Genomic DNA, 23,864 nt, shown 5'->3' on the forward strand with positions numbered 1-23,864 from the left:
GTTTAAATTACTAGCTAAGTGAGACAGTATTCATGAGTCAGTATCCAATGACAGCGCGCGGCGCTCAAATGCTGCGTGACGAATTAAATGAGCTAAAAACTAAAACACGCCCACGTATTATCGAGTCTATCGCCGAAGCGCGTGAGCATGGTGATTTGAAGGAAAATGCGGAATATCACGCGGCCCGTGAACAGCAAAGCTTCTGTGAAGGTCGTATCCAAGATATCGAAGGCAAACTTTCAAATGCACAAATCATCGACGTCACAAAAATGGAAAACACCGGAAAAGTGATTTTCGGTACTACGGTTACAATTCTTAATATTGCTAGTGATGAAGAAACGACCTATCGCATTGTGGGTGACGACGAAGCTGATATCAAGAACAACCTGATTTCGGTGAACTCACCTATCGCTCGAGGGCTAATAGGTAAAGAGCTTGATGACACAGTGACTATTCAAACGCCAGCGGGCGCAGTTGAAGTGGAAATCATAGAAGTCGAGTACATTTAGATTATTTCGCAATTTAAGTGAAAAACTAAAAAAATAGCAATTCGAAGTACCCCCAAATAATTGGATATTCCAATATTTGGGGTTTTTTCATACTTAAAAATAACAAAGTCTCTTAATCACTTTCCCACATCATTTCTCGAATGGTTTATAGACCTCAGTTTTTCAAAGGCGCGTGCTCCACGTTAAATTTGCAAAAATAGTGACAATCACTCGAAGTTTCTGCTTCGACCTACTATATTATTTATTAAACAATTTTAATAAGTGTGCTTTCAACTAGCACCACCGCTGCTTCGTGGCCCTGATGCTTTGAAATTTAAACTTCGTTGAATGTAGTCAAGGTGAAGTCATGAAGTCGATTCCTTATATTCAAAATGTATTGATACTCACTAGTGTTATTACCATATCGGGTTGTGGGGCGGATAAAGCGGTTACTGTCGAAGAAAGTTCGTTGTCTACGCAATTAATGACAACATTGAACGAGCAATTAGATGGCGGCGCGGTAGGGCTACTATTGCCTCAGTCTACAGATTTCTCAAGTATTCCCGCTGATCCAAATAACACCCTTACTGAAGAGAAGGTTTTTCTCGGTATGATGCTCTTTCATGAAACCGCCGTTGCAACGGAAGGTGTTCATGAGCAACTGGTCAACACTTGGTCATGCGCAAGTTGTCACCATGCCGCTGCTGGCTTTAAATCTGGTGTTGTGCAGGGAATTGGAGAAGGCGGAACAGGTTTTGGTGTTGCTGGAAAAATGCGTGTCTTAGCCGAGGGCTTTGATAAATCGAGCACCGATCCTAGTCTAGTTCCCGATGTTCAACCGCTAACTTCACCCAGTATTCTAAATACGGCTTATCAAGAAGTAATGCTTTGGAACGGTCAGTTTGGTAATCAGCATGGAGGGCTAGTTAATGCTAAATTACCTGATGAGATATTAGCTACGCCTGGTACGCCAAAAGCTGAAAATACTCGTGGTTTAGGAGGCTTAGAAACCCAAGCAATTGCTGGTACAAAAGTACATAGACTCAACACCTTCAACAACTCACTCGTCCAGCAAAATATGGAATATCAATTGTTGTATGAAGCTGCATTTCCAGAGGGGGGCGACGATATTCTTGAAAATATGGGTAAGGCAATTGCCGCATATGAGAGAACGGTACTAGCAAATCGAGCGCCTTTCCAGCGTTGGTTACAAGGCGAAGACGCAGCGCTCACTGACCAAGAAAAGCGAGGCGCTTTACTTTTCTTTGGCAAAGCGGGTTGCGCAAGCTGTCATACTGGCCCCGCGTTGAGCTCGAAAATAGGGGCTGCTAACGAAGAAATGTTTATGGCCATTGGCTTTGCCGACCTCGATACATCAAGCCCCACAATAACTGGTGTAGTAACTGAAAATGATGCCAAGGGTAGGGGCGGTTTTACTGGCAGAACAGAAGATAACTATAAGTTTAAGGTACCACAACTCTACAACTTAAAAGATTCAAATGTGTTTGGTCACGGTGGAAGTTTCACGAGTGTTAAACAGGTGGTGTTATACAAGAACGCCGGTGTGCCACAAAAAAGACTGGCGGATGGCATTATAGATGATCGTTTTGTGCCTTTGAATCTCAGTGACGACGAAATTGATGATTTAGTCACATTTTTGGAAGAAGGACTTTATGACCCGCATCTGGAAAGATATATACCCGATGCTTTGCCATCAGGAGCATGTTTTCCTGTAGCAGATGAGCAATCTAAGATAGACCTAAACTGCGCACTCTAGATAGAAATAGGCGCCAACCGGCGACGCAAAGCAAAGGAAAACAAACTAAGAACTTAGGTTCGTTACTTTTTGTCTTTTCATTACGATTTTTTGTGTAAGTCATATTCCCCATGACTGCATTAGATTTGTCTTTATTTGCCGCATAAAACACCGGTTAGATAATGGATTTGCGCTTATTCTAATGTTTCCTATACTGAGATGAACTGCCTGTTTTTACGGCAATTGTAGGAGATATATCTTTCCTTATCCATCTTGTTGAGCAGTACTGTTTTACATGGAGTCTTTATTAGTGCGCTTGCTACAACGATTTTCTATTCTTCGGCTGTCTGTATTGGGTGCGGGCATACTATTAATTAGTGTTGCATACTTAGCTTTCAAAGATATCAAACGGTCGTTAGACGACACTCGAGCGGCTTCAGCCGATATTGAAATGATAGCGCTAATTGCCACTGTGGAGTCTGTGGCGCACCATCATGCAGTTGAACGAGGGTTAACGGCCGGCTACTTGGGTAACCCAACCCCTAAAGGGCGAGATAACGTTGAGGCTCAGCGAAAACAGGCAGATCACGCAGCAGCGCTGTTAACCTCATTACTGCAAAATGATAGTGCGTACGGCGATAGGGTAACCAAAATTCTTAACCCACTACTTGGTTACTTAGGTGATAAACAGGCGCTCAGACGAGAGGTGGATAGTCAACAAGGTACGCGGGCATTTAGGTTCTACAGTTCTCTTAACGCATCGGCGCTGAATGCCGCCACGGCATTAACGATGTACGTTAACAACTTAGCGTCAAAAGAACAGTTGTCCAGCGCCATTCTTTTAGCGCAGTTAAAAGAGCGATTGGGGCAACAACGGGGGAAAGTGAATGGCGCAATAGCGCGACAAGAGGCCAGCGATACCGTAATTAGTGAGCTAAAGCGTTATCAACAAGAAGTACAATATATTTCAGGAAAACTGGAAAACAGTTTACCTAACGACAGTGTTGAGATGTTCACGAGATCAATGACATCAGATGAAGCAACGTTGATAAACCGAACACTTAAAAACCTCAATTCAGGGAAAGTCGACGTTACTGTGCTTCCTACTAACAGCGAATGGTTTGGGGCAGCGACATCACAAATCAATGATGTTAAGTCGATACTTGACAATATTTGGGTACAAGTAAACAAAAATGCAAAAGACATGCACAGTGAAGCCTCGTTTGCACTGATACTTACACTCATCATTATTTTTGTTGGCATTGTGGTTATTACCCTCATCTATCGCGCGCTCTTATACATACTCAACACGCAACTCACCCGCCTTACACAAAATCTTTCAAAGATTGCCGAGAAAGGAGATTTGACGGTTGACGTAAAAATGCAGGTACAGAATGAACTTGGCACCGTGTCTATTGCGATTAATAAAACGATATTGGCACTTAAAGATTTAATCAGAGGGCTAGAGCAGTCTATTGACGCGAGTTCTCGCTTATCATCAGAATTAGAAGCCTCCTGTACGGAAATGGTACAGGATGCGGGAAAAACGCAACAACGCTCCCTTAATATCGCATCAGCGTTAGAAGAAATATCGGTAACGAGTACCGACATTGCTAAATCGGCCTTTGATACCCTAGCTGCGAGTAAATCACTGGATCAACTGGCAATCGAAGCTTTCGATATTAACGAGTCGGTCAGAACAGCGATGAAACAGTTAGAAGACGACATGAAAGATGTTAAGGATAATGCTGCGGCTATGGAAAAGCAGGTGACCGATATCAGCAGCATACTTGAAACAATCAACACTCTCTCAGATCAGACAAACTTATTGGCGCTTAATGCAGCTATAGAGGCTGCCCGCGCAGGAGAGCACGGCAGAGGATTTGCCGTTGTTGCCGATGAGGTGCGCAAACTCGCACAGAGCAGTCGAGATGCTTCAGCTCAAATAGCCACGCTGCTTACGGCGCTTCAGCAAGCAAGTTTGGTGGTTGTGCAGGACGTTAATAAAAATGCGTTGGCAGTGAATAAGTCAGTTGAAATTACCGGAAGGGGGCGAGAAACAGCTAGAAAGGTAAAAGACGCCGCATCTAACGTTGAGCTAATGGCCAACAGCATGTCTGCGGCGGCAGAACAACAGTCAGTTACCACACAAGAAGTAGCAAAAGACATTGTTGACGTTGAAGCTGCAGCAAAGCATGAAGTCGAGTTAGCCCAAGCGTTATCAAAACTATCTCATTCAATGAAAGAGAACAATTTAGTACTCAGTCGAACTATCGCTAATTTCACAATTGACTGAGTAATCTCCATCGCCCACTATGTCAGTCGAGTAACGTTATTAAAGCACTTGAGTGCACTGATAAGGACGACAATGGCAGACATTGAAACACTTCATTCACAAATAGTATATGAGAACAAATGGCTTCGGGTAAGGGAAGACAAGATACGTCGAGCTAGCGGGAATGAAGGTATATACGGTGTGGTGGAGAAGCCAGATTTCGCCATTATCTTACCTATCCAAGGCGATACGGTTTTCATGGTTGAGCAATACCGCTATACCATTAAACAGCGTCAGCTTGAGCTACCGCAGGGCGCTTGGGAGGCGAATCCGGACGCCGATCCTATTGAACTCGCAAAGGGTGAACTTGAGGAAGAGACTGGGTTAATCGCAGATTCAATGGAATACGTAGGCTTCCAATACTTAGCTTATGGGTTTTGCGACCAAGGTTATCATATTTATGTAGCGAGGGGACTCACTCAAGGTAAACAGAAACTCGACGAAGAGGAAGAAGACCTGCGAGTTGTGCCTATTACGTTTACCGAGCTAAAAGAAAAAATAATCAGCGGTGATATTAAAGATGCGAGCACTTGCAACGCAGTGGGTTTAGCAATGCTTAAAGGGCTTATATAAACACTCTGTTACAATTTGCTGGCTGTTTTATTGTGACTGACAAGCTAGGGTTTACCGACTTAAGTTTACTAACAATTATAAAGAGAACGCCATGGCCTTCGAGGGAAGCTTTTCCATTTTAAAATGGAATGAAGAAACACTTAAAGAAAAGTCAGAAGGGATAAAAACATCTCATGCAAGCATCGAGCAGTCGTATACAGGCGGCATGGTTGGAGAATCAACCATTGAGTTTTTGATGTCTTATCAGGCGCCTACGTCTGCACAATTCACAGGCTTTGAAAGTTTTATTGGTGTTATAAATGGTTTAAGAGGAACTGTAACTTTTCAACATATTGGTAGGTTCGACAATGGTGTTGCGAGTAGTGAATTCGCTTCCATAGACGGCTCGGCTACCGGTGAGTTAGTTGGGAAATCAATTACGGGTCACTTTAAGTCGGGAGAGTCTGGTAAAGCAGAATATGTCATCGAACTGAATGAAACGTAGGTTCTTAAAAGCGATATTAAATGAATACCCATGCTGACTTCTTAGTTGGCCAATCCTATCGATGTGAAAACAACGAAATGTATCAATTTCAAACACAAAAAAACGGCGCCGTAAGGCGCCGCTAAAAGTTGGGAAACAAACCAAGAAGTTAATTACTGATTTTCAAGTAGGCGAGAGCCAATCTCTATTTGACGCGGCTTCTTGGCTTCAGGTATGACTCGCTCCATATCGATATGAAGTAGGCCGTTTTCCATGTCTGCAGCTAACACTTTCACGTGATCACCAAGCTGGAATTTACGCTCAAAGTTACGCTCTGAAATGCCTTTGTGTAAGAACTTACGTTCTTTGCTTTCTTTGTCTTCCGTTTCCGCTTTCTTCGTGCCAGTAATGGTTAACGTATTCTCTTCAACTTGAATTGAAACGTCATCTTTACTGAAACCTGCAATTGCCATGGTTACGCGGTATTTATCATCACCGAGCAACTCGATATTGTATGGCGGATAAGTGCTCTGTTTCTCTGCTCGAGATGCTGCATCGATAAGTGATGCTAAGTGGTCAGAGCCAATGAATGAACGGTAAAGTGGAGATAGATCGATAGTACGCATAGTCATATCCTCAAAATTAAGCAATATGTTTAAAGTTTAAATGCCCCGACTTTGCGGCGGCGGTTTTGTCGACCTGACCTTTCAGCGCCGACAAAACATATATAGGAATGGCCGAAATACTTTTCAAGCAAAAAATTTAAAAAAATTTCAAATTAACTTCTTTTCAATGGTTAAGTTTCAGATTTTATTGACTAATTTTTTGGCTTTTATTAATGGGCGCATCGGTAAACCTGTTTTTAGCTTTAATCAAGCGAAAGTCGCGTAGGTAAAACAAATATTCGAAAGTTTTTATAAAACATTTAGCATTACTTTAACTAACTAAAATGTTTATAAATGCTACAGTTAGCGCTAATAGAAGTTTACCACTTACATTTGTAAAATTTGAACATGAAGAAAGAAGTTATAGTTTTAAATTGCGGAAGTTCATCCGTTAAGTTTGCAATTATTGACGCTGAAACTGGCGAAGCAGGACTGTCGGGTATTGCCGAAGCACTGGGCAACAGCGACGCAAGTTTGTCATATAAGCTAAACGGTAAAAAAGAAAAGCAGGCGCTGCCAGAAAAAGCGGGCCATACCGAAGCGCTTGATGCAATTTCTAAAGTTATCGCTAGTACTGGCGTTCAGCCTATAGCCATTGGGCATAGGGTGGTACATGGCGGTGAAAAATTCAAGCAAGCAGCACTGGTTGATGACAGCGTCCTCGAGGCAATCGAAGACTATGCGAGCATGGCGCCGCTTCACAATATGGCGAATTTAAAAGGTATCTTCACTGCACAAGCGGCATACCCAGATTTACCTCACGTGGTTGTGTTTGATACTTCTTTCTTTCAAACCTTGCCGAAGAAAGCCTTTATTTATGCTTTACCTATGTCGCTTTATCGCGAATATGGCATCAGGCGCTATGGCTTCCACGGCACGAGTCATAAGTTTATCCTCGATAGCATGGCGAAAATTCTTGATAAGCCTGTGTCAGACACCAGCATCATCAGTGCGCACTTAGGTAATGGTTGCAGTGTGTCGGCTATCGAAAAAGGTCAAGCAGTAGATACAAGTCTTGGCTTTATCCCACTTGAAGGTTTAGTCATGGGGACTCGCTGTGGCGATCTCGATCCAAGTTTACCTGGCACGTTACAGAAAAAGTTAGGTAAAACGGCAGATGAGATCAGCGATCTTCTTAATAAGCAGTCAGGATTGTTGGGTATTTCAGAGCTAAGTAATGATTGCAGAACGCTAGAAGATGCAGCGTTAGAAGGGCATGAGGGCGCACAGTTAGCAATAGAAATCTTTTGTTATCGTCTAGCAAAATATATTGCGGGTTATATGGTTGCAGTACCAACATTAGATGCCATTGTATTTACAGGCGGTATAGGCGAAAACTCTTCGCTTATTAGAGAAACGACCATGGGATATTTTGCTCACTTTGGCATTACTTTAGATGAGCAAAAAAATACCGTTGCGCGATTTGGTCAGGGCGGCAAAATATCAACAGAAAATGCATCTACAGCCGTTTACGTAGTACCTACTAACGAAGAGTGGGTTATCGCCGCAGAAGCTGCAACCTTCGCCTAAACTAAATGCGCTAGCGCATTGAATAAGTAAAACCAGGAGTAACTATGTCTCGCAGAATTATGTTGATCCCCGTAGGCACTAGTGTGGGCCTCACTACGGTCAGCATGGGCCTTGTTCGAGCAATTGAAGAGCAGGGTATAAAGCTAAATTTCTTCAAGCCTGTGGCTCAGCCACGAAGAGGCGATAACGGTGAAGAGCGTTCAACCGCCATCATCGCTCATCACGCTAGCGTGTCGCCTATTACGCCATTTGAGCTTGACTACGTTGAACGTATGATAAGTAATGACAGTATCGATGAATTACTTGAAGAAATCATTGAACGCTTCGAAGAAAATAGCGAGCAAGAGGCGGTAACCGTCATTGAAGGTTTAGTGACAACGCGACACCATCCTTACGCCGAGCGTTTGAATCTAGAAATAAGCCGTGCTCTTGATGCTGACATTGTATTTGTCGCCGTACCTGGAAACGATACCATCACTGATATCAATCATCGTTTGGAAATCGTGGTCGACACTTACGGCGGTCATAAAGGGCAGAAGGTAGTGGGTTGTATCTTCAATAAAGTCAATGCACCGTTTGATGAGCATGGAAGGCTTCGTGCCGATATCGGCGCAATAGAAGCGCCCGAACATGACGAAGAGCGTACGCAAGCACTTCGCAAACTCCCCATCTTCAGAAAAGGCTTAAGTTTACTCGGTACCATCGATTGGAGCGCTGATTTAGTATCTCCTCGTGCGACTGATGTAGCTAAACACCTCAAAGCGACACTGCTTAATGAAGGTGAGCTTTCTGAGCGTCGTTTAAGCAGTGTAACCTTTTGCGCGCGCGAAATTCACAACATGACCCATACCCTCAAACCAGGTGCGTTATTGGTGATGTCGGGTGATCGCGGTGACGTGTTTGTATCCTGTTGTCTTGCGGCGCTAAACGGTACCAAGTTAGGCGCACTACTGCTTACGGGTGGCTACCAGCCGGATGAAAATATTATGGCCTTATGCAGCCAAGCCATGGAGACGGGCCTGCCTGTAATGCTAGTAAACTCTAATACGTGGCAAACAGCACAAGCGCTTCACGCTTTTAACCAAGAAGTGCCAGTTGATGACAGTCAACGCATAGAAAAGGTAATGGTTCACACAGCGGAAAGTCTGGACGCTAGTTGGGTAAATTCGCTTACCCAAAAAGTATCTCGTCAGAAAAAGCTTTCTCCCTCGGCGTTTCGCTTTTATCTCACCAACCGTGCAAGACAGGTTAACAAGCGCATTGTACTGCCTGAGGGAAATGAACCGAGAACCGTTGTTGCAGCGTCTATTTGCGCAAAGCGTGGGTTGGCTAGACCTGTTTTACTTGGTGATGAAACTGAGATAAGGCGCGTAGCTGAACAGCAAGGTGTTGTACTTAGCGATGGCGTGGAAATTTTGTCGCCTAGCGCCATTAAGAACGATTATGTGAATGGTTTGGTTGCGCTGCGTGGTCACAAAGGGGTGACTGAGGTGGTTGCGCAAGAGCTTCTAGAAGACAACGTGACTTTAGGCACGATGATGCTTCAGCAAGACGATGTAGACGGTTTGGTTTCTGGAGCGGTTAATACTACGGCCAATACGATTCGCCCGGCGCTTCAGCTAATTAAGACTGCTGAAAACGCGTCTTTGGTGTCGTCAGTATTTTTCATGCTATTGCCTGATCAAGTTTTGGTTTACGGTGATTGTGCGATTAATCCTGATCCTGATGCAAAACAACTTGCAGACATTGCTATACAGTCTGCTGAATCAGCGCAGATGTTTGGCATAGAGCCAAGGGTTGCTATGATTAGCTACAGTACAGGCTCGTCAGGTGCAGGTAGTGACGTAGAGAAAGTGCGTGAGGCAACCAAAATTGCGCAAGAACTGCGCCCTGATTTACTGATTGATGGTCCGCTTCAATACGATGCGGCGGCCATTGAAAGCGTAGGTAAGAGTAAAGCGCCAAATAGCCCGGTTGCCGGTAAAGCAAACGTGTTTGTTTTCCCAGACCTAAACACGGGTAACACCACGTATAAAGCGGTACAGCGTAGCTTCGACTTGGTGTGTATTGGCCCAATGCTGCAGGGCATGAGAAAGCCAGTCAACGATTTAAGCCGAGGTGCGTTAGTGGATGACATTGTATTTACCATAGCTCTTACCGCTATTCAGGCGGCGGGTAATCAACGGTAATTTGTGTATCTAATCCATATATATAAAATGATAGCGGCGCCCTATGTCAGGCGCCGTTTTTTTGACAGCAATATAACCACTACAAATGCTTATTCAACCGTTGGTACGAGTTAGGCAAATTTATGTCGTATTCTAATGTATGGAGCTTGAATTGATGTTTGTTGCGTTGACCACATTGCAACGATTGCAAGTTGTTATTGAACAAAATAGCTAATTTGGCTATTTTGTCTTATCCAAATCTAAAGTGGGGAATCAGGTCTATGAAAGTCATTTCAGCAACTGAAGCTAAAAATTCATTCGGGGAGCTCCTAATGAGTGCGCAATCTGAGCCTGTCTCAATTACCAGAAACGGTAAAGAGCAAGGCGTATTATTGTCCAGTAGAGAATACGCAGCGCTAAAGCGTCAAGCGCTAGTATTGGCTGTCCAAGAAGGTAGGAAGAGCGGTAGCGCAGGGGCTTTAGACATCGAGGTGATAAAAAATGAGGCCAAGCAACGAGCTGATTGTTGATGCAAATTACGATATCAAATCTTGCAAAAGAGGATTTAATCGATATCTGGCTTTATGGTCATAAAGTGTGGGGTGAGTCATTAGCCGATAGATACCTAGATGACCTATACGGTGCAATTTCTTCACTTTCCTCAAGTCCTTTCCGTTACCCAGAATATAAAGATGAAAATGTTGCTCCGTTTAGACTTATGCCGATATAAAATCACTTGGTAGCCTATGAAGTGAGTGGTTCAAATATCTTCATCGTGCGCATATTACACGAAAGTATGGATACGGTTTCCAGATTGTCGGTGAGCCCTCAGTCATCAAAGTGACTAGAAATAAGTCATTGTTTAACCACATCGCACTTTATTAGCGGACACGTCTGTTCACTAAATAACAATTCTCCAACTCAGAGCAGCAAATGCTTTAGCTCATATGTTTTCAGTTTTCCGTAACCCCTTCATATCATGCTGTATAGCTCTAGTTTCGGTTTATATGTGACCTCTTAAGTATTATCGCAGAAGCTAAAAGAAGTAACGTCAATAGCCAAACACCCAACTCCTGTAAATGGTAATAGGGAGTGAAACCGCGAGTTACAACAACTGGCGCTGAAATATTACCTGCTATGAATTGTGGCAACCGCGCCGTAATGTGACCTTTATGATCGATAAAAGCAGTAATACCATTGTTGGTCGCTCTCACAACCGGTCGCCCCAGCTCAAGTGCGCGCATTTGCGCAATTTGTAAATGCTGAGCGGGGCCATGGGAGTGCCCAAACCACGCGTCGTTACTTACGGTAATGATCATGTCTGTATCTTCATATACATTTGCCATCACTTGGTGAGGAAACGCAATTTCAAAACAGATAGCGGGCGCTAAGTGAATGCCGTTAGCTTCGAGGTTGGCTTGCTGATAATCACCGCGAGAGAATGATGACATGGGTAAATCAAACAGCGGGGCGAGGGGGCGCAGCCAGTCTTCAAAAGGTACAAACTCACCAACCGGTAGAAGATGGTGTTTTGAAAAGCGGTTATTGTGAAAATACTGGTAATCGGGGTAGGCGGCATCGGGTGTTCGCTTGCCCAATACAATTAGGTTGTTCCAAGCCTCGTCGGTTTCCCAATTATAATTTACGATGCCGCTGATAAGCGCTGTGTTTTCCTGAAATGCTCTTTCGTTAACTTTAGCAAGATAGGGCTGTGCTAATGGTTCTAGTTTCGGTACGGCAGCTTCGGGCCAAATTATAAGGTCGTTATCCCATAGACTTTCGGTTAGCTTCCAGTATGTATCCATAGTAGGACCATCTTGCTCAGGCACCCATCGTAAGCTTTGTGCAATATTGCCCTGGGCCATGCCTACCGAGTAGGTCTTTTCTGGCGTAACCCAAGTGTGCTGCTTTAAAATGTAACCGCTTATAAACAGGCAAAGTACAACAAGTGTAGCGTTTGCAAGGCTTCGCTTATTGTTTATTAATGCAAATAAGGTGGCGCTAATAATGATAAGCGCACTTATTCCCGTTTCCCCGATAATGGGTGCAAAGCCAGACAATGGGCTTTCTAGCTGGCTATAGCCCAGCGATAACCATGGAAACCCGCTTAACATCCAGCTTCTAAGCCACTCGGCTACAACCCAGAAAAAGGGAAGTGCCATCGGCCATAATCGGGGCGAAAAATATTTTGCGGTGAGTTTAGTGGCAAGGGCAGGGTACAAGGCTAAATAACCGCAAAGCAGCGCCATTAAACCAATTGAAGCAACAAGCGGTAAGCCACCAAAATCAGCAATGCTTACGTGAACCCAACTTATGCCTGCGCCAAACCATCCCGCGCCAAATAGCCAACCAGCAAGAAATGGGCGGTGCCTAAGCTTTATGACCTGGCGAATAGCAAGTGCAAATGCAGGAATAGTCAAAAGCCACATGTTAAAGGGAGCAAATGCCAGCGTTAAGCTCGCACCGCTTAGAACAAGAATAAGGTGGGGGAAAAACCGTTTCAGCATAGGTGTCATCTGATTGTGGTTAATGGGTTCGTAGCTTCAGCACAAGAATACGGGTTTGAAGCTGCGTAGCCTTGTGCTGAAACAAGATGGGTCTCGCTGATTTACTATTCCAGCGAAGGTACTGAAACCTTTAGTTGAATAAGACGGCGTTTATCAGAGTTAGTGACTTTAAACAGAATATCGCCAATGGTGATCTCATCATTAGTTTCAGGCATATGACCAAACGCTTTTAGCACAATACCACCAATGGTGTCGGCTTCTTCTTCGCTAAACTTTGTTTCAAAAAATTCATTAAAGTCATCTACAGGAGTCAGCGCTTTTACTGTGTAGGTCGACTTATTTAACGGGCGAATATCGTCAGTACCATCTTCTTCGGTATCGTATTCATCTTCAATTTCACCCACGATAATTTCGAGAATGTCTTCAATAGTAACTAGGCCAGACACACCGCCGTATTCGTCCACAACAATGGCCATGTGATAGCGCTGCTGACGAAACTCTTTTAATAGAACATCAACACGTTTGCTTTCAGGCACGATAACTGCCGGGCGTAAAATATCTTTTAAATTGAATTCTTTCTCTGCGTTAAAGGCAAACGCGAGTAGGTCTTTAGCAAGTAAAATACCTTCAATGTGGTCTTTATCTTCGCTAATTACGGGAAAACGGGAGTGGGCAGATTCAAGCATGAGAGGTAGAAACTCTTCTACCTTTTTCTCAACATCTATGGTGGTCATTTGAGCGCGGGGGATCATAATATCCCTCACTCGCATTTCATTTACCCCAATTACCCCTTCAATCATTTCGCGGGTTTGTGGGTCTATGATTTCGTTATGTTCTGCATCAGTTATAACCGATACTAACTCTTCTTTACTTCTCGGCTCGCCAGAAATTGAATTTTTTAGTTTATCTAACCAACTCTTGCCTGAGGAGCCGTTGGTAGAGTGAGGATTATCGTCGCTCATAATGTCCGTTTAATTGTTAGTTCAACGCCAACGTTAAAATGGTTCGTGCTGGTCGTCAATGGTTTATTATTGTTAACTGTAAAATTTCATATTTAACAACCGCTTGTGATAGAAATTAATTGTTAATTTCGTAGGGGTTATCTATGCCAAGGCTCGCAAGAATATCTATCTCTTTGCCTTCCATTTCCTCGGCATCAGCATCATCAATATGGTCATAACCCATTAAATGCAATAGCCCATGAACAGTCATATGCGCATAGTGATCGCTCACTGCTTTTTGCTGCTCTTCTGCCTCGCGGCTTATAACGGGGGCACAAATTACCAAGTCGCCTAACAAATTAATTTCTATACCAGGAGGCGCTTCAAAAGGAAAAGATAACACATTGGTAGGTTTATCCTTTCCTCTGTACTCATGATTAAGACTTTGGCTTTCTGCTTCATCCGTGAAGCGAATAGTCACTTCCTGCTCATCTAAGCCTTCGTAATCGAGCACGGCATTAGCCCAAAGCTCAAGTTGTGAAGGTGAGGGGATGGCTGATAAAATCGTCTCGTCACCTTCAAATGCTTGTTGTACATCAATTATGGCAGTCACGATGCGTTGTCGTCTCTCGTTTGCGTTGCGTTATCGATGTTTGCTCGCTCAGGGCTGTTATTTACTCGCTCAGGGCTGTTGTCTTGAGCGGCTTGATCACGCTGAAGTTGCAATGCTTCTTCTTTACGCGCTTTGCGTAAACGCTCTTGTTCTGCGTCGTGCACCTCATAGGCTCTTACAATGCGCGCCACTACTGGGTGTCGAACTACATCTTCTGCATGAAAGAAGTTAAATGAAATATCATCCACTTCACTTAGTACTTCAATAGCGTGGCGAAGACCTGATTTTGCACCACGGGGCAAATCGACCTGCGTAATGTCACCGGTAATTACCGCCTTTGAATTAAAGCCAATACGGGTTAGGAACATTTTCATTTGCTCTACCGTGGTATTTTGGCTTTCGTCCAAAATAATAAACGCGTCGTTAAGCGTTCTTCCGCGCATGTAGGCTAGCGGCGCAACTTCAATGACGTTGCGCTCCATTAGTTTTTCAACTTTTTCGAAGCCCAGCATTTCAAAAAGAGCGTCGTAAAGAGGGCGCAAATATGGGTCGACTTTTTGTGAAAGGTCGCCAGGCAAGAAGCCTAGTTTTTCACCTGCTTCTACAGCAGGGCGAGTAAGCAATATACGGCGTATTTCTTGACGCTCAAGTGCGTCAACAGCCGCAGCAACAGCGAGGTAGGTTTTACCTGTGCCTGCAGGGCCTATACCAAACGTAATATCGTGGTTGATGATATTGGCCACGTATTGCGCTTGGTTCGGGTTACGCGGCTTAATTACACCGCGTTTAGTTTTAATATTCACTTCTTTGCCATAACCGCCCGTCGCATCTTTTTCGATAACGCGGGCTTCTTGTATAGCAAGGTGAACCTGTTCGGCTTCTAGATCAGGAATACGGCCCTTAATAGGCTGTGTTTCTATGTAAAGAAGCTTAAGTAATTCGCTAGCGCTTTTTATTTGCTGCGGTTCACCCAACACCTTGAACGCATTATTTCGGTAGGTAATTTCTACACCCAGCCTACGCTCAATTTGCTTAATGTTGTCATCAAAGGGGCCACATAAACTCGACAAACGTTTGCTATCTGCCGGTTCTAAATCAAATTCGTTACTAACCAATGTACTCAAGCTACTTTTTTCCTCGCTTTAAAATGTATTTAGGCTGGGTTAAATTGACCCACGCCAAGTTCATCAGGCAGATCTGCCTGATGCTTTGCCATGATAGATTGGGGCGAAACGGCAACACGCAAGCCCATTTCACTTTCTCTGCGCACAACTTCACCACGAAGTGAGTTCGTAAACACGTCTGTGATATTTACATCAACGAACTCGCCAATCATATCTGGGGTACCCTCAAAATTCACCACACGGTTATTTTCAGTACGCCCTGAAAGTTCCATTGGGTTTTTCTTTGATGGGCCTTCAACCAAAATTCGTTGCTCTGTACCGACCATGTGGCGAGCAATACGAAGTGCTTGCTGCGTAATACGCTGTTGGAGTAGGTGAAGGCGTTGTTTTTTGGTTTCTTCACTTACATCATCTACCGCATCAGCAGCTGGTGTACCCGGGCGAGCACTATAAATGAAGCTGAAGCTTAAGTCGTAATCTACGGCCTGAATCAAATCCATTGTGGCTTCAAAGTCAGCATCGGTTTCACCCGGAAAGCCAATGATAAAGTCGCTAGACAAACTAATGTTAGGGCGAATCTTTTTCAGCTTACGCATTTTAGATTTGTACTCTAACGCCGTATGACCACGCTTCATTAGATTCAAGATACGATCAGAGCCACTTTGAACAGGTAAATGCAGGTGGTCTACCAACTCAGGGATAGATGCGTACGCATCTATGATGTCGTCAGTGAATTCAACTGGGTGTGATGTAGTGTAGCGAATGCGGTCAATACCATCTATTGCTGCAACGAGTTCAAGCAACTCAGAAAAACGACATACTGTACCGTCGTAATTTTCACCGCGGTATGCATTTACGTTCTGACCGAGCAGGTTTACTTCTCGTACACCTTGACCTGCAAGTTGCGCAATTTCAAGCAGCACGTCGTCAACAGGGCGGCTTACTTCTTCACCACGGGTGTAAGGTACTACGCAGAACGTACAATATTTTGAACAGCCTTCCATAATTGAAACGAACGCCGTTGGACCTTCCGCACGTGGCTCTGGCAAGCGATCAAACTTTTCAATTTCAGGGAAGCTTACGTCAATCACTGACTTTGCACCGCCTTGAAGTTGATTAATCATTTCAGGCAAACGATGCAGTGTTTGCGGGCCGAAAACCAAGTCAACAAATGGCGCGCGCTGACGAATAGTATCGCCTTCTTGAGAGGCCACACAGCCTCCAACGCCAATAATAAGTTCAGGTTTATCTTGCTTAAGGTTTTTCCACCGACCAAGCTGGTGGAAGACTTTTTCTTGTGCTTTTTCGCGAATAGAGCACGTGTTAAGCAAAATAATATCGGCTTCTTCAGCGCTTTCTGCAGCACTGTAGCCATGCGTTGAGTCTAGTAAGTCTGCCATTTTCTCCGAGTCATACTCGTTCATTTGGCAGCCCCAGGTTTTGATATACAGCTTTTTAGTCATAACAACTATTCGATAACCTGTTAGTGTTCCTGTAAGTGAAAGTAGACTCGCCTCGGTGTAATTAAGGTGTCTACCGTAAAGTGAATTTACATGCTGCGTTTAAACCGCCCACATGTAGAAACACGGGAAATGTCAGTTACAAGAAGATGTTCAAAATAGCCGCATATTTTACCTGTTATACAACCATATTCCCAGTGTATTACGACGATTCATTTATATTTGATCTAGCGCTATGTATTTATACGTTTCACTTCACATGACTTTGCATTTTGCGACATAATGCAAATGCGTGTTTTAAGGAAAGTAAATGATTGATTTTTGTATAAACGGTGGCGGAATGGTGGGTGCTGCGCTGGCATTAGGGCTAGCACAGCAGCAATACAAAGTAGTAGTTGTAGAGCCGCATTTGCCAAAACCTTTTAGCCAGACAGATGGTCCGGATTTAAGGGTTTCCGCAATAAGCGATGCCTCAGTTACTCTTTTGAAAGCACTTGGCGCGTGGGAATACATTGCTGCTATGCGCGCTAAACCTTATACCGGGCTTAGCGTGTGGGACGACCCAGCTCATAGAACAGACTTTACTGCACAAAGCATCGGTATGCCGCAACTGGGTTTTTTTGTGGAAAATCGACTACTACAGCTGGGATGTCATCAGGCACTAATGCAGTTTGACAATGTAGAGCTTATCAGTGGTCAAACGGTGCAGGGCATCAATCTGGATACTACTGCTACGGTTACACTATCGAACGGCAGAGCAATAAAGGCAAAGTGGCTAATTGGCGCAGATGGTGCGAACTCTCAGGTAAGAAACGCTATTGGTATTGGCACCACAGGTTGGCAGTATGCACAACAGGCAATGGGTATCACCATTAAAATGGACGAGCCCGTCGATCCTGTAACCTGGCAGCAGTTTACCTCAAGCGGCCCAAAAGCGTTTTTGCCTATGTTCGACGATTACGCGTCGCTTGTGTGGTACGACTCGCCTGACGAACTTAAACGTCTGAAAAGTTTAAAAGCGAGCCAACTTGAAAGTGAAATCCTTAAAACGTTCCCAGATGAACTGACTAAAAATAACAATAGCTTTTCGATTATTGATAAAGCAATTTTCCCACTCACGCGTTCTCATGCTAACCATTATGTAAAAGGCTGTTGCGCGCTAGTTGGTGATGCCGCACACACTATAAATCCGCTTGCCGGGCAGGGCGTTAACTTGGGTTTTAAAGACGTAGAAACGTTTCTTTCTGTAAGTGCAGCATTCAAGCCTAGTGGTAACGACAGCCCATTGTCGATAACCGATAAAGTATTTTCGCAAAAGCTTATCAGCAGCTATGAAAGGCCGCGAAAGCGAGACAATTTGATGATGATGACGGCAATGGACGGGTTTTATACCTTGTTTAGCAATGACGTTGCCCCCATAAAATGGATAAGAAATCAGCTACTTTCTGTGGCGCAGCGCATAGAGCCTGCCAAACAAGAAGTACTTAAATATGCGATAGGGATACGGTAATGGAAGTGTTAATTTTGCTTGCGGTGTTGTTCGGTGCTCTGGCACTGATAGTGCCGCTAATCGAGCGCTCTAAAATGCGTATAAGTAATGAAGATGCGGCCAAATGGGCCAAGTGGATTTGGCCGTTAATGGGTATTTTACTCATAGCGCAATTGTTGCGGTTGCTGTTCTCTTAACCGCAACGCATCAATGTGTTTCTTGCGGCCATTGCCCTTTTAAATCGGCCATTACTTTGCCGATCATTTGAATGGTTGCTGTGTTTTCATCTTGCATAAGGGCGAACGCTCGTAAACCCACGAACTGGTTTTGAAGCCACTCTGCGGCCAGTTTCGTTGGCGTATGTTCAGGCAGCTCACCTTTTTCTATACAAGCTTCTATTATGTCTTTAAAACCAGCCTTGAGAGTTTGCATACTTTCGATCACTGCTTTTCTGGCAATATCACCAATAAGTTCTAATTCAGCAATAGACTTTACCAGTAAGCACTGACGCATATAGCGCTGTTCATCAGGGCCAGTTAATGCCGTTTCAAAAAAGTTGTAAAGCGCATTTAAAGGCGATTCGGCCTCTGCTACTTGCTTTAAACGGACTGCGCTATTTTGTGCATAGTGTTCTACAACAAGCTTGAATAAACCTTCTTTACTTTGAAAGCGAGCATAGATACTGCCTGGGCGCATATCCAATGCTTGTTGGATATCACGCATACCCGCTGCATGAAAGCCTCGTTGCCAAAAAAGTGTGGTGGCTTTTTCAATAATGTCATCATGGTCATATTTCATCGCAGCATACCTTATACGTGAATGTTTTGAACACGCGTTCAATTATCACTTGAACGATCGTTCAAGTAAACCTATTATTGTTCACACACTACAGAGATAAGGGTAATCAAAGGGGTTACTTGAATTTCTAGTCACATCAACAGGAGAGTGATATGAGCGATTTCAAATTACATACAAAAAACACAGCACCAGAAGCCGCAAAGCCTTTGCTTGACAATTCTCAAGCAGCGTTTGGCATGATACCTAACCTACACGCGGTAATGGCAGAAGCGCCAACATTACTTGACGGCTATCAAGTACTTCACAAGCTGGCTCAAGAAACTTCGTTCAATGCGGAAGAGTTAACGGTGGTCTGGCAAGCGGTGAACGTCGAACACGCCTGCCACTATTGTGTACCAGCCCACACCGGTATAGCGAAAAGTATGAAGGTGCGTGATGATTTGATTGAAGAATTGCGCAATGATGAAACATTGTCTGACAGTAAATTAAATACGCTGAAAGAAACAGTACTAGCGATTACCCGTGGTCGAGGCAATATTGAACAAGTTCAGCTAGATGCTTTCTACGAAGCTGGATATAAGCATCAGCAACTTTTGGAGATCATACTAATTCTGGCGCAAAAGGTGATGAGTAATTACACCAACCATCTCGCTGATACACCGGTGGATGAGCCTTTCAAAAAATTTGAGTGGTCACCCAAATAAAAAGAATTAATGATAAAGAAACAAGAGTACGCCTCTTGTTTCTTTTTATGCGTGTACGAACACTACTTTTTATACAAGTACAGGCATTGCAAGGCAGCGAGTAACCCTGCACTAAAAAATATATAAATTAGAATTGCAGACAGCATCGTTTTTTCCTCTACTGCATTTTTCCAAGTTTGACTGCGCTAGCTGAATGGTGTTGATTAACCAACGTTTTGCTGCAATTGTGTCGTTAAACACTTCAACGTTATCTCCAGCTTGTTGATAAATACTGCTGAAATGTTGCGTAGCGAAACTGGGCGAGTTTGACTTTTCGACAATGAGCGACGTGCCGACTCTACCGTTTTCTATATCTTTTTTCACAAGCTGAATCAGATGTGCCTCTGCATCGGGCACATGAATGGGTTCACCATAAATGCTTGCCATCACTCCCCAAGGGCCGCTAAGTTCTTGTAGTATAGGTTGTGCCTTGTCAGTTGAATGTTGAAGTGCCTCAACATTCCAAGGGCCATGTCCTTCCAGAACGAGTATGCGACCTTCCCGGTGAACACGCACTTCACCATGGGGTATAAAACGGGTCATTTTAACCAGCTGTTTTATGAAGCGATTGGCAACTGTGGCTCTAACTCTTCAGCAGTATTAAGAGCAACTATTTCTTCATAACCTTTTTGTTGAAGCAGGGCTTGTAAGTCATCGCGTGATACACATTTGGTGTACTTAGCAAGCGCGATGGCTTCAATGAAACAAGAAAGGTGAGTTGTTGATTGTGCTTGTGTCATATACTTCTCATTGTGTTACGTTGACAGTGAAACTTTGTCGAATACTCAAGTCACTCGTGTGACGTTTATGTGACTTTTTTATGAAAAAAATCAATAAAAGTTCACTATCACCCTTGAAATGTATATACATTGGATATACTTTAATTGTTCGGATTGGTGTTTCTTACCTTTTAAAGCAGTCGAGATGTCTGAAAATAACAACAAAAAGAAGAAAAAGAATAGTCAGATGATTATTCGAATTAATGACGAAGAAAGAGCGCAGTTTATTGCGCTTTGCGATTCTTTGGATACGTCTGCGGCTCGTGAAGTAAGGCGCTTTATTCGTGAATTCATTGAAGAACACAATGAAAAATAGATGCTGGCAGACAGCAAAACACTACAGAAAATATTAAGGATATAAAAAATGGCTAAGAAAAAAGAAATCAAAAAAGAGATGAAAGTAGCTAAAGCAAAAATCGCTAAGCAAGAAAGCAAACTAAAAAAGCTTAAGAAAAAGCTTAAAAAAGCATAACGCTATGTAATGCTTGAGAAGGTGGCTACGGCCACCTTTTTTCATTGCAAAAGCAGAAAACCTTGTTCAATATTTTGTCCCTTAAAACCCACCTGTCATCGATATTTCTAAATTATTACAACTTTAGTATTGTGCGGTGGAATATTTTTGTGATTTACTCACCCCACAGCATATTTGCTTACCACTTCTAATAATTATAAGTCTAGTCAGACAATTCGGCGCTTAGCAGTACCCCAACAACAGAAAAAGAAAATGTATCTGTAAGTCTTTTTTCTACTCGGTAGAGTAAGAAGCACAGTTTTCAATGCATTAAACACATAAAATTCAGGAACACCACAATGCAACAGGCAAAATTTAACGCTTCTGTTTTTAAGCTTTCCTTAATCGCTTCTGCAATAGCAGGCATGCAATTTTCTACTTCAACACTTGCACAAGAACAAACTACAGTTGATGAGCAGGATGTTGAACAAATTCAAATCGTAGGTTCTCGCCGTGTAGGCCGGACTATCAATGATTCTCCAGTACCTATCGATATTATCGACGCTTCTTCTATTGAAGCGACGGGCCTTACTGAAACCAACATGATTTTAAATCAGTTACTGCCTAGCTTTAACTTCCCGCAGCCTTCGATTACTGACGGTACAGATCACGTTCGTCCGGCCCAACTTCGCGGTTTAGCGCCAGATCACACGCTGGTGCTGGTAAACGGTAAGCGTCGTCATACTTCGGCGCTACTTAATCTTAACGGCTCAGTGGGGCGCGGTTCTTCTGCAGTAGATTTAAATGCAATTCCAGCAAACGCTATAAAAAGAATTGAAGTATTGCGTGACGGTGCAGCGGCTCAATACGGTTCTGACGCTATTGCCGGTGTGATTAACATTGTTCTTAAAGATGCCGCAGAAGGCGGTGAAGTATCGGCAACGTACGGTGCCAACGTTACCACCATGGACGGTGTGCCGAATCTTGAGAGCGTAGGCATTGGTACCGATGGTAATTTAGCATTTGAAGAGGGCAGTGACAGAGAGTTAACCGATGGTCAAACTCTTACCCTTCGAGGCAACGTGGGTTTTGAATGGGGCGACGATGGCTTTATAAATGTTTCTGGTGAATATCGCGACCGCGGTCAAGCAAATCGTGCAGACTACGACCAGCGTGAAAACTATGCACGGGACGCCGACGGTAACTTAGATCCTCGTGAACTTACCGTTAACCGTTACAACCACGTTTACGGCAACGGTGAAGTAGAAGACTACGCATTATTTATAAATGCAGGTAAAGCGCTTACCGATAGCGTAGAGTTTTACACTACAGCAGGCTATAGCACGCGAGACTCTCTGGGTAGTGGCTTCTATCGCCGTGCACAAGACTCGCGCAACATTGTCGAAATATACCCAGATGGTTTCTTACCTGCCATTCAAACCGATATAACAGATATGTCGCTTATCGCTGGCATTAAAGGCTACGGCGATGTCTGGAATTACGACCTATCGTTAACTCACGGTGGTAACGAACTAGAATACGGCGTAGTTAACACACTAAATACGTCACTTGGCCCAACAAGCCAGACCGAATTCGACGCGGGTACCCTTGAATACGACACGACTATAATCAACGCAGACGCGTCTCGTCTTGTCGATACAGGGTTGTTTTACAGCGAAATGAACTTTGCAATGGGCGCAGAATATCGCCACGAGGGATATGAAATTACTGCGGGTGAAGAGAATTCTTATATCCAAGGTTCCTTTGGTCCAGGTGGTGTTGTGACTGATCCGGTTAACGGCCCGTTTGGCGCCGCTGGATCACAAGTGTTCCCAGGTTTTACACCAGAATCTGCAGGTGACAATAGCCGTCACAACTACAGCTTTTATGTTGATTTAGAAGCTGATGTCGTTGAAAACTGGAACGTGGCTGTTGCTGGGCGCTTTGAGGATTATTCTGACTTTGGCAGCACGTTTAACTGGAAAATGTCGCACCGTGTAACGCTAAGTGATACTTTTGCACTTCGTGCGTCGGTATCAACAGGCTTTAGAGCGCCGTCATTGCAGCAGCAGTTCTTTACGTCTATTGCCACTGTTTTTGTTGATGGAGAACCGACAGAAACCGGTACGTTCGCACCATCAAGCGATGTAGCGCAAGCCTTAGGTAGCCCAGGGCTAGATGCGGAAGAGTCTAATAACTACAGCGCAGGTTTCACTTACTCACCAAATGCCGACTTCAACTTGACCGTAGATTTCTACCGCATTGATATCGACGATCGTATTGTGTTGTCAAATAACCTATCTGGTGACGCGATTGAAACCTTGCTAGAGGGCACCGGGGCTAACCAAGCACGTTTCTTCTTAAATGCGATTGATTCACGTACACAGGGTGTGGATATTGTTTCTACCTATACGCTAAATACTGCAGATTACGGTGCGTTTAACTTTAACGCTGGCGCTAACTTTAATGATAACGAAGTAACAAATATCATTGATGCTCCTGACGTGCTGCAAAACGCTGGGTTCGACCAAGACAACCTGTTCAGTGATGTGGAGCTTCGTCGTTTTGAAACAGCTTCACCTGACAGCAAACTGAACTTAGGTGTTACGTGGAATTACGACCGTTACACAACAACATTACGTACCACGCGTTACGGTGAAGTGGAAGACCCGTCATCTATTGAAGCACGCAACGAAATTATTCCTTCAGAATGGATCACAGATCTGGACGTTCGCATTGCGCTAACAGAAGGGCTTACTGTTTCTGTAGGTGCTAACAATATCTTTGATGTATACCCAGAACCAACCCGAGATTTGGTGGATGATGTAACTACATTCTCTCGCTTATTCTCATATTCTGGCTTCTCGCCTTACGGTTTTACTGGCCGTTTTGTTTACGGAAAAGTGTCTTATAGCTTTTAATTAAGGCGTAACAATACGGCTTAAAAAAGAAGTAAACTGCAATGAAAAAGCCCCTGATAG

General features: G+C 43.8%; 23 protein-coding genes. 14 read left to right on the forward strand and 9 right to left on the reverse strand.

Annotated features, from left to right (window positions below; all coding sequences use genetic code 11):
- Positions 1–32 precede the first annotated feature (32 nt).
- From greA to ACM0P2_RS07400, 5 genes are all read left to right on the forward strand, one after another.
- Entirely contained in the window at positions 33–509 is a 477-nt protein-coding gene (greA, locus tag ACM0P2_RS07380) for a transcription elongation factor GreA (RefSeq protein ID WP_159120195.1), read from the forward strand.
- A 346-nt stretch (positions 510–855) separates the two neighbouring features.
- A complete protein-coding gene (locus tag ACM0P2_RS07385) occupies positions 856–2,265 on the forward strand; it encodes a cytochrome-c peroxidase (RefSeq protein ID WP_159120194.1) in 1,410 nt (469 codons plus the stop codon).
- Positions 2,266–2,539: 274 nt separating this feature from the next.
- Positions 2,540–4,540: a methyl-accepting chemotaxis protein gene (locus ACM0P2_RS07390; protein ID WP_159120193.1), complete on the forward strand. Its 2,001-nt coding sequence runs from the start codon at positions 2,540–2,542 to the stop codon at positions 4,538–4,540.
- A gap of 72 nt (positions 4,541–4,612) precedes the next feature.
- Complete coding sequence (locus ACM0P2_RS07395; protein ID WP_159120192.1) at positions 4,613–5,152, forward strand: NUDIX domain-containing protein; 540 nt, start codon at positions 4,613–4,615, stop codon at positions 5,150–5,152.
- Positions 5,153–5,243: 91 nt separating this feature from the next.
- Positions 5,244–5,636 (forward strand): DUF3224 domain-containing protein, encoded by a 393-nt coding sequence (locus ACM0P2_RS07400; protein ID WP_159120191.1) that lies wholly within the window; start codon positions 5,244–5,246, stop codon positions 5,634–5,636.
- A 152-nt stretch (positions 5,637–5,788) separates the two neighbouring features.
- Here the strand turns inward: ACM0P2_RS07400 and ACM0P2_RS07405 are convergent, their stop codons facing one another.
- Positions 5,789–6,241: an Hsp20 family protein gene (locus tag ACM0P2_RS07405; protein WP_105932012.1), complete on the reverse strand. Its 453-nt coding sequence runs from the start codon at positions 6,239–6,241 to the stop codon at positions 5,789–5,791.
- 387 nt (positions 6,242–6,628) lie between these two features.
- Between ACM0P2_RS07405 and ACM0P2_RS07410 the strand changes: the two genes are divergently transcribed.
- From ACM0P2_RS07410 to ACM0P2_RS07425, 4 genes are all read left to right on the forward strand, one after another.
- On the forward strand, positions 6,629–7,810 hold the full coding sequence (locus tag ACM0P2_RS07410) for an acetate kinase (RefSeq protein ID WP_159120190.1): 1,182 nt from the start codon (positions 6,629–6,631) through the stop codon (positions 7,808–7,810).
- Between the two features lie 44 nt (positions 7,811–7,854).
- On the forward strand, positions 7,855–9,999 hold the full coding sequence (gene pta, locus ACM0P2_RS07415; RefSeq protein WP_159120189.1) for a phosphate acetyltransferase: 2,145 nt from the start codon (positions 7,855–7,857) through the stop codon (positions 9,997–9,999).
- A gap of 260 nt (positions 10,000–10,259) precedes the next feature.
- Positions 10,260–10,508 (forward strand): type II toxin-antitoxin system Phd/YefM family antitoxin, encoded by a 249-nt coding sequence (locus tag ACM0P2_RS07420; RefSeq protein WP_159120188.1) that lies wholly within the window; start codon positions 10,260–10,262, stop codon positions 10,506–10,508.
- Positions 10,508–10,708 carry a type II toxin-antitoxin system RelE/ParE family toxin gene (locus ACM0P2_RS07425; protein ID WP_159120187.1) on the forward strand — a complete coding sequence of 67 codons (201 nt, stop codon included), beginning with the start codon at positions 10,508–10,510 and terminating at the stop codon, positions 10,706–10,708. The genes ACM0P2_RS07420 and ACM0P2_RS07425 overlap by 1 nt, the downstream gene beginning before the upstream one ends.
- Positions 10,709–10,970: 262 nt before the next feature.
- Here the strand turns inward: ACM0P2_RS07425 and lnt are convergent, their stop codons facing one another.
- The 5 genes from lnt to miaB all read right to left on the reverse strand — a co-directional run bounded on the left by lnt (position 10,971) and on the right by miaB (position 16,626).
- Positions 10,971–12,485, reverse strand: coding sequence for an apolipoprotein N-acyltransferase (lnt, locus tag ACM0P2_RS07430; protein ID WP_159120186.1), 1,515 nt, complete (start codon positions 12,483–12,485; stop codon positions 10,971–10,973).
- Between the two features lie 104 nt (positions 12,486–12,589).
- The gene (gene corC, locus ACM0P2_RS07435) at positions 12,590–13,447 is read right to left on the reverse strand and encodes a CNNM family magnesium/cobalt transport protein CorC (protein WP_105932015.1); all 858 of its coding nucleotides are present in this window, start codon (positions 13,445–13,447) and stop codon (positions 12,590–12,592) included.
- A gap of 115 nt (positions 13,448–13,562) precedes the next feature.
- Positions 13,563–14,039: an rRNA maturation RNase YbeY gene (gene ybeY, locus ACM0P2_RS07440; protein WP_159120185.1), complete on the reverse strand. Its 477-nt coding sequence runs from the start codon at positions 14,037–14,039 to the stop codon at positions 13,563–13,565.
- Complete coding sequence (locus ACM0P2_RS07445) at positions 14,036–15,163, reverse strand: PhoH family protein (RefSeq protein WP_159120184.1); 1,128 nt, start codon at positions 15,161–15,163, stop codon at positions 14,036–14,038. The genes ybeY and ACM0P2_RS07445 overlap by 4 nt, the downstream gene beginning before the upstream one ends.
- Positions 15,164–15,192: 29 nt before the next feature.
- Entirely contained in the window at positions 15,193–16,626 is a 1,434-nt protein-coding gene (gene miaB, locus ACM0P2_RS07450) for a tRNA (N6-isopentenyl adenosine(37)-C2)-methylthiotransferase MiaB (protein WP_159120183.1), read from the reverse strand.
- Positions 16,627–16,933: 307 nt separating this feature from the next.
- Between miaB and ACM0P2_RS07455 the strand changes: the two genes are divergently transcribed.
- Together ACM0P2_RS07455 and ACM0P2_RS07460 are read left to right on the forward strand one after the other, a co-directional pair.
- Complete coding sequence (locus tag ACM0P2_RS07455) at positions 16,934–18,133, forward strand: FAD-dependent monooxygenase (RefSeq protein ID WP_159120182.1); 1,200 nt, start codon at positions 16,934–16,936, stop codon at positions 18,131–18,133.
- Positions 18,133–18,309 (forward strand): hypothetical protein, encoded by a 177-nt coding sequence (locus ACM0P2_RS07460; RefSeq protein WP_173358796.1) that lies wholly within the window; start codon positions 18,133–18,135, stop codon positions 18,307–18,309. Before ACM0P2_RS07455 ends, ACM0P2_RS07460 begins: the two co-directional genes overlap by 1 nt.
- Before the next feature lie 10 nt (positions 18,310–18,319).
- On the opposite strand, the gene ACM0P2_RS07465 is transcribed toward ACM0P2_RS07460, so the two are convergent.
- Complete coding sequence (locus tag ACM0P2_RS07465; protein ID WP_159120181.1) at positions 18,320–18,910, reverse strand: TetR/AcrR family transcriptional regulator; 591 nt, start codon at positions 18,908–18,910, stop codon at positions 18,320–18,322.
- 152 nt (positions 18,911–19,062) lie between these two features.
- Between ACM0P2_RS07465 and ACM0P2_RS07470 the strand changes: the two genes are divergently transcribed.
- The gene (locus ACM0P2_RS07470; RefSeq protein WP_159120180.1) at positions 19,063–19,614 is read left to right on the forward strand and encodes a carboxymuconolactone decarboxylase family protein; all 552 of its coding nucleotides are present in this window, start codon (positions 19,063–19,065) and stop codon (positions 19,612–19,614) included.
- A gap of 111 nt (positions 19,615–19,725) precedes the next feature.
- On the opposite strand, the gene ACM0P2_RS07475 is transcribed toward ACM0P2_RS07470, so the two are convergent.
- Entirely contained in the window at positions 19,726–20,196 is a 471-nt protein-coding gene (locus tag ACM0P2_RS07475; RefSeq protein ID WP_159120179.1) for a hypothetical protein, read from the reverse strand.
- A 14-nt stretch (positions 20,197–20,210) separates the two neighbouring features.
- Positions 20,211–20,393, reverse strand: a complete 183-nt coding sequence (locus ACM0P2_RS07480; protein ID WP_159120178.1) for a hypothetical protein — start codon at positions 20,391–20,393, stop codon at positions 20,211–20,213.
- Positions 20,394–20,577: 184 nt separating this feature from the next.
- Between ACM0P2_RS07480 and ACM0P2_RS07485 the strand changes: the two genes are divergently transcribed.
- Together ACM0P2_RS07485 and ACM0P2_RS07490 are read left to right on the forward strand one after the other, a co-directional pair.
- On the forward strand, positions 20,578–20,748 hold the full coding sequence (locus ACM0P2_RS07485) for a hypothetical protein (RefSeq protein WP_173358795.1): 171 nt from the start codon (positions 20,578–20,580) through the stop codon (positions 20,746–20,748).
- 494 nt (positions 20,749–21,242) lie between these two features.
- Complete coding sequence (locus tag ACM0P2_RS07490; protein ID WP_159120177.1) at positions 21,243–23,804, forward strand: TonB-dependent receptor plug domain-containing protein; 2,562 nt, start codon at positions 21,243–21,245, stop codon at positions 23,802–23,804.
- Positions 23,805–23,864 lie beyond the last annotated feature (60 nt).

The sequence above is a fragment of the Alteromonas sp. OM2203 genome (assembly GCF_048517045.1).
Classification (GTDB): domain Bacteria; phylum Pseudomonadota; class Gammaproteobacteria; order Enterobacterales; family Alteromonadaceae; genus Alteromonas; species Alteromonas gracilis.